The 12,316-nt window shown below is 55.7% G+C and carries 9 protein-coding genes; 5 read left to right on the forward strand and 4 right to left on the reverse strand.

The window, feature by feature from the left end; translation table 11 throughout:
* Window positions 1-5: 5 nt before the first annotated feature.
* On the reverse strand, window positions 6-1,643 hold the full coding sequence (locus F6R97_RS02930) for a GMC family oxidoreductase (RefSeq protein ID WP_048392960.1): 1,638 nt from the start codon (window positions 1,641-1,643) through the stop codon (window positions 6-8).
* A gap of 121 nt (window positions 1,644-1,764) precedes the next feature.
* Window positions 1,765-2,613: an SMP-30/gluconolactonase/LRE family protein gene (locus F6R97_RS02935; RefSeq protein WP_048392957.1), complete on the reverse strand. Its 849-nt coding sequence runs from the start codon at window positions 2,611-2,613 to the stop codon at window positions 1,765-1,767.
* Window positions 2,614-3,363: 750 nt separating this feature from the next.
* On the opposite strand from F6R97_RS02935, the gene F6R97_RS02940 reads away from it, so the two are divergent.
* From F6R97_RS02940 to F6R97_RS02955, 4 genes are all read left to right on the forward strand, one after another.
* On the forward strand, window positions 3,364-4,362 hold the full coding sequence (locus tag F6R97_RS02940) for a sugar ABC transporter substrate-binding protein (RefSeq protein ID WP_082157790.1): 999 nt from the start codon (window positions 3,364-3,366) through the stop codon (window positions 4,360-4,362).
* 47 nt (window positions 4,363-4,409) lie between these two features.
* Window positions 4,410-5,942, forward strand: coding sequence for a sugar ABC transporter ATP-binding protein (locus F6R97_RS02945; RefSeq protein WP_048392955.1), 1,533 nt, complete (start codon window positions 4,410-4,412; stop codon window positions 5,940-5,942).
* A 3-nt stretch (window positions 5,943-5,945) separates the two neighbouring features.
* Window positions 5,946-7,208: an ABC transporter permease gene (locus tag F6R97_RS02950; RefSeq protein WP_218232077.1), complete on the forward strand. Its 1,263-nt coding sequence runs from the start codon at window positions 5,946-5,948 to the stop codon at window positions 7,206-7,208.
* 105 nt (window positions 7,209-7,313) lie between these two features.
* Window positions 7,314-8,090 carry a glucose 1-dehydrogenase gene (locus F6R97_RS02955; RefSeq protein WP_048392950.1) on the forward strand — a complete coding sequence of 259 codons (777 nt, stop codon included), beginning with the start codon at window positions 7,314-7,316 and terminating at the stop codon, window positions 8,088-8,090.
* Between the two features lie 386 nt (window positions 8,091-8,476).
* Here F6R97_RS02955 and F6R97_RS02960 read toward each other — a convergent pair whose 3' ends face one another.
* Complete coding sequence (locus F6R97_RS02960) at window positions 8,477-9,532, reverse strand: tartrate dehydrogenase (RefSeq protein ID WP_048393611.1); 1,056 nt, start codon at window positions 9,530-9,532, stop codon at window positions 8,477-8,479.
* A gap of 645 nt (window positions 9,533-10,177) precedes the next feature.
* Between F6R97_RS02960 and F6R97_RS02965 the strand changes: the two genes are divergently transcribed.
* Window positions 10,178-11,371: an MFS transporter gene (locus F6R97_RS02965; protein WP_304575828.1), complete on the forward strand. Its 1,194-nt coding sequence runs from the start codon at window positions 10,178-10,180 to the stop codon at window positions 11,369-11,371.
* Window positions 11,372-11,409: 38 nt separating this feature from the next.
* Here the strand turns inward: F6R97_RS02965 and F6R97_RS02970 are convergent, their stop codons facing one another.
* Window positions 11,410-12,306 carry a LysR family transcriptional regulator gene (locus F6R97_RS02970; RefSeq protein WP_304575827.1) on the reverse strand — a complete coding sequence of 299 codons (897 nt, stop codon included), beginning with the start codon at window positions 12,304-12,306 and terminating at the stop codon, window positions 11,410-11,412.
* Window positions 12,307-12,316: the final 10 nt, after the last annotated feature.

The raw sequence follows: 12,316 nt of genomic DNA on the forward strand, positions 1-12,316 counted from the left end.
CTCGCTCAATTAGTTTCGGCCAGGGAGCTGCTTGCGCGGCGCGCCAGCGCATCTTCACGAATCAGGTCGGCGGCTTTCACACCTATCATGATGGACGGCGCATTGGTGTTGCCCGACGTGATGAATGGCATGATCGAAGCATCTACCACCCGCAGTCGCTCGATACCACGGACACGCAGTCGTTCGTCCACCACCGCCATGGCGTCGTTACCCATCTTGCAGGTGCCGCCCTGGTGGTGGGCCGAGTTGCCGGTTTCGACCAGGTAGTTATAAATATCTTCATCCGTACGGACATGGGGCCCCGGCAGTTCTTCGGCGACCACCCGGGACTTGATGGGCTCGCTGTTCATGATTTTGCGTATCCAGCGCACACCACTGATCACGGCATTGACGTCGTAATCGCTGCTCAGGAAATTGGGTGTGTAATCGGCCGGGTCCGACGGGTTGGTCGAACGCAACGTCACTGTTCCCGTGGTGCTGGGACGCAACTGATAGACCGACACCCCGAGGCCAGGATGCTTTTCAACGTCAACCGTGCCGTCAGGGAAGTATTGAAAGGTCATGGGCCTGAAGCTGATTTGGAGATCAGCATAGTCCTCGTCCGGGCTACTTTTAACGAACGCCGCTACCTGGGAAGAGCCGAGGGCAAGATAACCTTTGCGGGTCATCAGGTAACGAAAGCCTTCCCAGTACTTTCGCAGGCCTACGAGGTTGGCGTTGTACGAACTGTCTGGGGTGCAACGCCAACCTGTGTGAATATAGAAGTGATCCTGCAGGTTCTGCCCCACCCCCGGGGAATCCAGGACCACAGGTATCGCGTGCTTTTCCAGTTCAGCCCGTGGGCCAACACCCGATAGCATGAGCATCTGCGGAGTCTTCAGTGAACCCGCTGACAAGATCACCTCACGCGCCGCATAGATCCTTTCCAAACGACCGCCCTTCAAAACCTCTACGCCGACGGCGGTGCGTCCATCGAATAAAACGCGCTGCAGTTCGCATCCGGTTCGAACCGTCAGGTTCGGTCGTTCAATGACCGGCTCGATAAATGCCCGGTAAGTCGACATCCGCTGTCCGTCCTGGATGTTATGCTGCATGAAACCCACGCCATCATGCACAGCGCCGTTCATGTCCTCGGTCACCGGGATGCCGATACGGTTCGCGGCCTCTATAAAGTCGTAGCTACTCTTTTCCTTGACGATCGGATCGCTGATCCATAGCGGACCATTCGCTCCCCGGTATCGGTCGCCGCCCCGCTCGAAATTCTCCATTTTTTTGAAGTAGGGCAAAACATCTTCATAGCCCCAGCCTGGGTTGCCCAGGGCACGCCAGCCGTCAAAATCTTTCTGATGCCCGCGAATGAATACCATGCCGTTGATGGAGCTGGATCCACCGAGCAATTTGCCTCGAGGCCAGTACATTTCGCGCCCTTGGAGCTTGTCCATCGGCGCGGTGCGAAAGTTCCAGTTCAACAGCTTGTTAAAATACAGCTTGCCCATTCCTGCCGGCGTGTTGACCCAGAAACGATCTGCCGCGGGACCCGCCTCGATTAGCAGGACGCTGTTCTGTGGGTCGTCAGACAAGCCGCGCGCAACCGGACAGCCGGAAGATCCAGCACCGACAACGATGTAATCATAAATCTGCATTGACCCTATTCCTCGCTCTTTCAAACCTGGTAGCAACGAACAGGCGATGCCTGCCCGGGCTCAACCATGGGATGCCCTAACCGCAAACCGTTGTTATCAGCAGCCGATCTGGCTTCGTTGTTCAGGATCCAGCACGAGGAATGTCGACTTGCACTTGGTTAAGCGCCCCAAGTCGCTTGCGCGCTTGCTGGTCAGGGATCGTGCCATCATAGGTAGTAATAAAGAGGGTATGGCCGTCCTCACCGCCCAGTTCGCAGGCAACGGCGCTACCTGGGAAATGCAAACGATGTGTGATTTCCCCTCCCTCCAAGACCCGCAAAACTTCCCCTGTATTGAACGAGCAAACCCAAACACCGCCTTCTGCATCGGCGCACATACCGTCCGGCTCTCGTCCTGCGATGTCGGCAAATAGCCGGCGATTGGACAAAGATCCATCCAGCGCACGATCAAATGCCGTCAGCCGGCCGCGCCAGGTTTCTGCGACCACCAGCGTTCGCCCATGATTAAGAATTACCGCGCCATTGGGGAATTCGACGCCATCGCTACCGTGGCTGACGGTGCCATCCAGCTCGACGATATGGAGAGAGGTTTCGCGCTTCTCTTCGCCCATGAACAGGTCATAGCCAAAATTGCCGACATAGAGACAGCCATTGTCGGCCACCGCGAAATCATTCAAATCACCAGTGGCCCACTTCGAGAGGTCAGCGTGTACAAGCAACTCTCCATCCACCAGCTTCAATATCTGGCGAGCGACGGATGACACGATAAGAGGAGTTCCATCAGACAGGAATCCGAGACTATTAGGCCGCGGTGGCAAATTGTCTTTCAGCACAAGCCGGCGCCCGCTCACGTCGACTTGGTAGAGAATCGAGTCAAAGACGTCTGGCACCCACAGGCAACCGTCGTACCACCGAGGAGCCTCAAGGAAGACGAAATCATCAGCGAAGCGATGCGCCTTTAGCTCTTGCATGTTCTGCCTGCCCTTTCTTTTATTTTTAGATGAAAAACGGTAGAGCGAATGCGATCTGTGCAGACCACCGAGCGAAGCCCAATGAAAACCACCTGCTGTCACAAACCCTATCGAACAATAAAAATTGTGTCAATAAATGGGATTAATTAATTTACAGACATCCAAAGCTGGCCTGTAAATCCGGCAAACAGGTGAGTTCTGCGTAGGTTATCGGCATCGTGGACGGCTCATTATCATTGTCCTCAAAGGCCCGGCGAGACGCCTGAAGCCACACATCACTCGTGCTTCGGTGTGATCGTAAAACATGATTGGGTTGCCTGTTCCCAAGGCTTGGCACCTTAATCGTTGGGAATGACTGTAGGACTCCCGACGCCAACCGCCTCTTACAAATAGCGAGCGCTCCGATGGTGCAGCGATTCGGCGCGGCGCTGTGCCCCGCCAGACGGTAGACCCGAACCAGGAAATGATCGAATCAAAATCTGTTGCGCAATCCCACAATCAGGGATATGTTGATTTTGAGCAACGCAAAATTGACTCGAATGTGCCTAGCGAGAAATCCACCCTCCAACCGGTAGGGCAGGTATTCACGCAAAAGCGCCTGCAGATCGGATGAATGTGTCGTGCGCATCACGGCGGTTCGCCCTCTGAGTTTCGTGATTGGAAATGCGTGCTTTACCAAGGCAAAACCAAGAAAGACCTGACGCAAAACACAAAAACAACAACGTTTCGACAAGTTTCAGGGAGCTATAAATGCCGAATAAGAATTTCAGCGTGCGCCAAAACCACGCTATCCGTGCGCTTTTCAAACACATGATCCCCGCCGTCCTGGCAGTGACTGCCACCGTCAGTAACGCTGCCGAGCTGACCTTCGGCTATGTTCCAGGCAACCTCGCCTATCCCTACAACGTAGCGACCGCTAAGGGCTTCGAAGCCGCAGCCAAAGCTGCCGGCGTAAAAGCAGTCATCATCGACCCGCGAGGCAGCGTCGAGAAGCAGGGCAATGCGCTCGACGACATGATCGCGCAGCGCGTCGACGCTATCGGTTTTCTGCCCCTGGATTCGGTGGTGGCGCAATCTTTCGTCGACAAGATCGTAGACCACGACATTCCCGTGGCTGCGGTTGCCGTGATGGTAGGTGACCCTCAGGAACGGGCGATCAACAAGCCCTACGAACAACTTGTTGCCTTGGTTACCACCGATGACATCCGCGCTGGCGAAGTGGCCGGTGAGCACGCAGCGACGCTGTTGCCTAAAGACCGTGTCGCAAAAATCGCAGTCGTCGAAGGCGTACCTGGCTACGCCGTGGTCAAGCAGCTCACCGAGGGCTTCAAGACGGGCCTGAAAAAAGCCGGCGCGAAATATGAAATTGTTGCGTCTCAGCCCACCGACTGGACGCCTGAGCAGGGCGAGCGCGTTTGCCAGAACATGCTGACTGCCCATCCAGACCTCGACCTCATCTTTAGTCAGGCCGAGGACATGGCCATTGGTTGCGCACGCGCCTTGGCTGCCCAAGGTTCAGAAATCGCCCTGGTCGCAACAGGGGGCGGTTCCAAGGTCGGGTCTACCGGGATCGCGGCTGGCGAAATCAATGCATCGGTCTGTGTGCGTCCCAAGCTGCTCGGCGAACTTCTCTTCAAGTCTCTTTATGAGTCTGTGACCCATCCGGAAACACCGAAAGGCAAGTACGTGACCTACGACCTGCCATTGCTGACCAAAGACACGCTCAACGCCTGCCCCGACAAGTGGTAAGCCGCTTTATATAAGCCGATAACAAAGAACAAAAACGGATTATCGAGATGACTCATCAAGAAACGCTTCTCATGCGGCTCCAAGGGGTTGCGAAAGAATACCCAAACGGGACTGTCGCACTGCGCGGCGTCGATCTCGACATTGCGAGGGGCAAGGTTCACGGATTGCTTGGCGCCAACGGCGCTGGCAAGTCGACCCTGATAAAGATCCTGTCCGGCGCGAATGCTCCCACGAGCGGTGAAATTGTCTGGCGCGGCAAGCCAGTGACGTGGGCGAGTCCAAAGGTGGCCAACGACATGGGCGTAGCCACCATCCACCAACATATACCGCTCGTGCCCACCCTCTCCGTGATCGAAAACGTCTTTCTCGGAAAGAACGGCACGTGGCGCTATCCCAATTCGATGCGCGAGCGCTTTGATGAGCTCTGCCAGCGCGTCGGCTACAGACTGGATGCCGATAGCAAGGTGTGCGACCTCTCGATAGGTCAGCGCCAGATGGCAGCGATTTACCAAGCCTTTGCCACGGGTGCGGACTTGATTGTCATGGACGAGCCAACCGCCTCTCTGGCTACAGAGGAGCGGGAAATTGTCTATGACACTGTCCGCCGCCTGTCAAAAGTAGAAAACAAAGCGATTCTCTTCGTCTCGCACTTCCTGGACGAAGTCATAGCTCTGACAGACTGCGTCACGGTCCTGCGTGATGGGGTCGCAGCCATGCGAGCCAACACCTGCGATCTGGACGAAAATCTTTTAGCCGAAGCCATTGTCGGCAAACCCATTGCCAAACAAGCGCGTGCGACCGCTCAACGCAACAGTTGCGCCGATCCATCCCGAACCGTGCTGGAACTGCAGAACGTCTCTTCCTCGGGCAAGCTGCACCCGATATCGCTGAAACTCGCAGCAGGCGAGGTCATAGGGATAGCTGGTCTTCTGGGCTCAGGTCGAAGCGAACTGCTGCACGCAGCATTCGGCGCCGACCCGCATGCCTCAGGCAAGGTCATACTCAATGGCCGGGAGATTGGGCGCAGCACCGGGGCTTCCGTGAAAGCAGGCATAGGCCTGGTGCCGGAAGATCGTATAAAGCAGGGCCTGGTACCGGATTTCGAGATCTGGCGTAACACTTCCCTGCCCGCCTTGAATTCCGTGTCGGCATTCAATTGCCTTCCCAACGAGCAACGTGAACTGAACCGTGGCTGGGATGCCATCCAACAACTCTCCATCAAGGCCAGTTCGCCTGACATTCTCGTCAGCGAACTCAGTGGCGGCAATGCCCAGAAGGTGACGATCGCGAAGTGGTTATTCAGCGACGTCAAGGTGCTTCTTTTGGACGAGCCAACCGCCGGCATCGATATCGGTGCAAAGACCGAGATCATCTTCCTGATCCGTCGGCTTGCCGCAGAAGGCAAAGCCATCATCGTCGTGTCGTCAGAGTTTGAAGAACTGCTCGCCGTCAGTGATCGCATCATCGTCATGCGCGATGGATGCTGTGTCGCGGAGCGCCCCGTCCATGAAACATCGGAACATGAACTGCTCCTGCTCGCTGGCGGTAAATGCGTTACTCCTGAAAGCAGAGGTCACTGAGCAATGGACAATCTAGCTATAGAGATAAAAACAATGAGTACAACAACTCAACCAAAAATCGAACCGGTGCGGCTCGCCAGTCAAAATGTAACACCGCCACCGCCCGCGCCTGTCTATCGTCAGGTTGATTGGCGACGCCTCTTCAGCCTGCGTGAAATGGGTGTCTATTATGCATTGCTGCTATTGCTGGTTGGCCTATCGTGTATCACGACTTACCTGGGGAAATCCAACTATCTCAGCGTTTTGAACATTACCAATATCGTCTATCAGTCCTCACTCATCGCCATTATGGCCGTGGCCATGACGGTCATATTGATCAGCGGTAATTTCGATTTGTCAGTCGCGTCGGTCGCGGCGCTTTCGGCCGCGATTCTTATCGGTTTCGCCGATCAGCTGGGCTTCTGGCCCGCATGCGCCTTTTCGATGACGGTCGCCATTTGCGCCGGCTTGCTGAACGGGTCCATCGTGCAATTCGTGGGTATCAATGCTTTTATTGTTACCCTCGGCACCATGACTGCGCTACGCGGCGCGGTTTTGATTTTCACTGACGGCCAATCTCTGTCTGTGCAAAAACCCGAAGTCATCGAAGCCATGAAAGCGTTCGAGTCGGGTCGCCTGGACGCTGGCGTGGTTGCAATCCTCCTGGGTGCGGTACTGCTCGGCATCAGCACCCTGCAAGCGGTGCGGGCACGAAAAGCGGCGAGACCCTTGACACCAGCCATGCTCGGAATGGCTCTGGGCGGCCTCTGCCTGCTAGCAATGAGCTGGGGCGCCGGGGGCAAAATCATGCTGCCGAAACCGGTCATCTACATGGCGATTTTCACCACCATCGTTTGGGTGACGCTGAGTTTCACCATGGTAGGCCGTCGCCTTTACGCCGTCGGCGGCAATGCCGAAGCCGCCCGCCTCTCCGGTATCAATGTTGTCCGTTACAAGTTGGTTGCCTTCGTGTTGTGCAGCGCCGCGGCGGGCTTTGCCGGGATCCTTTTTGCGAGCCGCCTGCGCTCCATCAACCCCGCAGCCCTGAGTGGTGCTGAATTGGCTGTTATCGCGGCGGCAATTCTGGGCGGCACTTCGCTGTTTGGCGGCGCCGGCAGTGTTATTAAAACCCTGGCTGGGGCACTGCTGCTTTACTCGCTCACCAACGGCTTCAACATCTTGAATCTGGGGGCGAATTATCAGGGGTTGATCGAGGGCATCGTGCTCATTGGTGCTGCCGCGCTATACACCGTTGGCAACAGCCGAAGCAAAGCCAAATCCAAGTGACCCTATGACCGAGACCGGAGCCCCGCCGCTGTAACAGAAGGCGAGGCACTGGCCCCAATCTCTGCTCGAACCCTTCAGTAAAAAACAAATCAAGAGGACAGCACCATGACCCTATCTACCGCAGGGACCTATACCGGCAAAGTTGCATTTGTTACCGGCGCCGGTAGCGGCATCGGCCGCGCCACGGCCATCGCATTCGCCAAAGCCGGTGCCAGCGTTACGGCTGTAGACATTTCAGAAAAAGGTCTACAAGAAACCGCCGCACTCATCGAAGCGTTTGGTGGTCGGGTCCTCACCATCCCCTGCGATGTGACGAGCAGCAAGGGTATCAAAGCGGCTCTGGATAAAACCGTGGCGACTTTTGGAGGGCTCGACTGCGCTTTCAATAACGCCGGCATCGAGCAACCCGTGAACAAGCTCAAAGACATCGACGAAGACCTCTGGGACCGCGTGCTCGCGGTCAACCTGAAGAGTGTCTATCTGTGCATGAAGCACCAGATCGATATCATGTTGACGAATGGAGGCGGTGCGATCGTTAACACCTCCTCTGGGGCCGGAGTATTGGCGATCCAAGGGCAATCGGCTTACTGCGCTTCAAAGTACGGCGTCACCGCCATCAGTAAATGCGCAGCTCTGGAACATGCCTCCCAAGGTATTCGAGTGAATGCCCTGTGCCCTGGAATTATCGATACCGATATGATCTCTCGCTTCACTGGTGATACCGAACAAGGCCGCGCTCGCGTGATTGCACAGGAACCGATTGGTCGTATGGGTCGCCCCGAGGAAATTGCCAATACCGTCCTGTGGCTCTGCTCCGAACAGGCAGGTTTCGTCACCGGCCATGCCATGGTCATTGACGGTGGTCAGACTGCGGGAATCTGAAGCCCACACATCGTCGCATTGAGATTTCGCTGCCGGGCCTTATGGTTCGGCAGCGACGCCATTCATGGCCCAGCGTCACGTTCGCCAGAACCCAAATGACGCCCGCCCCAAACCGCCCCTGGCCGCCGCCCCGTTTCGTCCGAAACCGAAACCGAAACCGAAACCGAAACCGCCGCATATATCTCTGAGCTTATCAACGCGTCCCAGCGGTTTTTGCCGATATAGAACTCGTCGATGCCACGGGCTGACTTCGCATTTGCGTTTTGTCTGAAGAGGGACGCGAGTGGAGACTTGAGCGAGGAGCATATAAATCAAACTGCGGATAAGCCAAGGGCGGATCGATGATCCGCCCTTGGCTTCCGGCTGCAGTTTTACCAGTAGTGAAATCAGCGATTGATCAGTTCAAGTACCGCGTCGGTGATCTGCCGAGTAGTGGCTTTACCACCGAGATCAGGTGTATGCAGGCCGCTTTCAGTCACCGCTTCGATGGCCGACATCAAGCGGTTTGCGGCGTCCACTTCACCCAGATGTTCGAGCATCATCGCTGCCGTCCAGAACGTTGCAATCGGGTTGGCCACGCCTTTGCCAGTGATGTCGAAGGCAGAGCCATGGATCGGCTCGAACATCGATGGAAACTTGCGTGAAGGATTAAGGTTAGCCGTCGGAGCGATGCCCAGGCTACCGGACAACGCCGCAGCCAGATCGGACAGGATGTCGGCGTGCAGATTGGTCGCCACGATGACGTCCAAGGTCGAAGGTTTGAGAACCATGCGAGTCGTCACCGCATCGACCAACTCTTTGTCGATTTTTACGTCCGGAAAATCCTTGGCCACTTCGTAAAAAATCTCGTCCCACAACACCATACCGTGGCGTTGGGCATTCGACTTGGTGACCATCGTCAGGTGCTTGCGTGGACGGCTCTGGGCCAACTGAAAAGCAAAGCGATGGATACGCTCAACACCGGCCCGCGTGAAGACAGACACTTCAGTCGCCACTTCTTCTGGCAGACCACGGTGGACACGACCGCCATTGCCGGAGTACTCGCCTTCGGAATTTTCCCGGACCACCACCCAATCAATTTGGTCGCCGTTGATCAGCGGGCTTTTTACCCCTGGCAACACACGGGCTGGACGCACATTGGCGTATTGGTCAAAGCCCTGGCAAATCGGCAGGCGCAGGCCCCAGAGAGAAATGTGGTCAGGCACATTAAGCGCACCGACAGCGCCAAAGAAGATGGCGTCGAATGTTTTCAGTTCCTCAAGGCCGTTCTCAGGGATGTAGTAACCGTTTTTCAGGTAATTGTCCGAATTCCAATCGAAGTGTTTGAACTGCAAATCGAAACCGGATTTTTTTGACAGTGCCTCGAGCACCTCGACGCCCGCTGCAATGACTTCAACACCAATGCCATCACCGGGAACTGCAGCAATTTTGTACGCGCTCATTTTCATCTCCGCTCTTGTTTTGGCTCTTGCAACCCGCCATACCGGACTGGCCAGGCGGGGTCGTGAGCCAATTATATGGAGCGCAAAAAGAAGCAGAGTCGACTCAAAATCACTACATACATAACCTTGAGTTACGAATCAGAATCTTAACTGGGTTCCGGTAGGTGCAAGTGATGCTCCCAATCCTGGAAGTGTCTTGAACAACCTCCCGAAATGCCCAACGCGATAATCACAGGAATAACTCAGTCGGCGCTCAGTCGTAGCATCCAGAGAAGGAAGCCTGGGTTAGCGTTCGCCTTCTCACACGAACGAACCGCAGTGTTTCCATCACAGAGACTGGGAACGTCTGCTTCAATCTGTAGAACCCCGACAGAGGGAAATCGAAGCCGAACTGATTGCTGAATATGCGTCCTTTACGCAGCTGAATTATTCGCCAGCATTCATAGGTGCTTTCGGATTTCAGATCATTACAGATCATCCTTAGCACCCTATCATTCCACCTCAAACAATTCGCGATGAGGCAGTGACCCATCGCCCGCCGGGTCAATCCCTGGCGTTCTCAATTTCCTTGCATTCATTCGTCCATTTGCGCAGTGCCCCAAACGTTTGGGGGCGTTGTGTATTGGCTATTTCATGGGAACAACGATGACTACCTCAACTTTTACTTCGGCCCAGGCCGATAGCCGGATCTGGAGCGCCGTGGGGTCTTTGACACTCTGCGTCGCTCTGTTGATCGCGGCAGAGTTCATGCCCGTGAGTCTGCTGACTCCAATCGCCAACGACCTTCATACTTCTCAAGGGATGGCTGGACAGGCGATTTCCATTTCCGGTTTCTTTGCGGTGGTGGCAAGCCTCTGCATCGCCTCTATCGCCGGACGCTTCGATAGACGTCATGTCCTGATTTCAATGACCGTGCTGATGCTTGTTTCGCTGGTAGTCATCGCTCTGGCGCCTGGCTTCACTTGGTTGATGATTGCCCGAGCCTTCTTGGGGGTCGCCATCGGCGGCTTCTGGGCTTTATCCACTGCCACTGTCCTGCGAATAGTCCCCGAGGATTCGGTGCCTAAAGCCTTAGGCATGATTTACATGGGGCATTCGGTGGCCGCTGCATTTGCCGCGCCGATTGGGGCTTACGTGGGAGGCCATTTGGGATGGCGCTTCGTGTTCGCTGCGCTGGTGCCGATTGTCATCATTAACGTGATCTGGCAATACAAAAGCTTGCCCAAGATGCAGCCAGAAAAAACCATTCCCCTTTCCAGGCTGTTCGGCGTACTGAAACGCAGAAATGTAATGTTCGGTCTGCTGGCCGCCATGCTGACTTTCGGTGGTACGTTTACCGCCTTCACCTACTTGCGCCCATTTCTGGAACAAGTCACTGGCGTTGACTCGACCCAACTGTCGGTTTTGCTCTTAAGCCTGGGTATCGCCGGTTTCGGAGGTACATACCTCGTCAGTCGGCTGCTGGAAAAACAGTTTCTCTTTCAACTGTTGCGCTGGTTGCCAGTGGCCCTGGCTGTCATGACGGTAGCTTTGGCCGAGCTCGGATACATCTTCGCTGCCGCCGCCATCATGATGTTTGGCTGGGGGATGCTGTACTCAGCCATCCCGGTATGCTGGTCGACCTGGCTGGCCAAAGAAGTGAGCGATGAGCCAGAAACCGGCGGTGGGTTGATGGTTGCAGCTATTCAGATGGCGATCATGATCGGCGGCGCGTTCGGCGGGAGCCTATTGGATCATGTGTCGGTGGCTGCCCCTCTAATCGGCGGCAGCGCACTGCTCATCCTGGCAGCACTGGTGGTTGGAAACGGTGAGCGGCTCACCCAGTCCTCGCCGGCTTGATAGGCCCGATCGATGCAAGCGGCTGCCAAGAGCATCCGCTAGCCCAATAAAATGGTTCCATCGTCTTTAAGGACGCTCAGCAACATTTGTGCGGCCGGCGATAAATAGGCGCCCGCGCGGACGAACACGACGATAGTACGTTTCATCGTGGTTTCCTTCAGTCTCACCTCACGAAGGTGCGTGACCCCCTTGACGTCTTCGAGGGTCTCCCTGGCTAGAAAGCTCAGCAGGTTGGTTTCGCCAATCAGGCGTGGTAACAAAGAGATTGAGGTGGTTTCGATCTGTACCTGAGGTAAAGGCAGATCCCTGGACTGGAACGCATTGTCTATCCAGCGCCGCGCCGGCACAGTGGAGGCCGGCAACACCCATTGGTACTGACACAAATCGCGTAACTCATAGCCGGCGCTGAATAATGGATGATGACGGCTGGCGACCACCACCGCCTCGTCGTCAAACAAGGCATGAAACTGCAATAGCGGATCCGCTTCGTATTGTGGGCAAATCACCATATCCAGCCTCCCGGAGAACAGTGATTCGCGCAGTAAATCGTCTTGGCCGATCACCAAGTTCAAGGTGATCTGCGGCGCACGCGAAAGCAGTGTCGCGGTCAGGTGTGGGAGCAGGTGATCAGCCATGGAGGCAGCGCAGCCCAAGCGAATGTTTCCCATCACACCGTTTGCAAAATCACGTATTTCTCGCTGGGTTTCGGCAACGCTCTGCTGCAGCTGTTTGCCACGCACTTTTAGCAACTCTCCCACTGGGGTGAGCTTAATCCGCCGCCCATCGCGCTCGAACAGCCGGGTCCCTAGAGACTCCTCAAGCCGCTGGATGCTTTTAGACAGCGCAGGCTGACTGCGGTTGAGCTTTTGCGCAGCCCGGCCCAGGTGCCCCAACTCGGCGATGATTTCAAAATAGGCAAGATCACGCAGATCCATATCCATCAAC

The organism is Pseudomonas sp. JV414, from assembly GCF_032424305.1.
Taxonomy (GTDB): domain Bacteria; phylum Pseudomonadota; class Gammaproteobacteria; order Pseudomonadales; family Pseudomonadaceae; genus Aquipseudomonas; species Aquipseudomonas lini.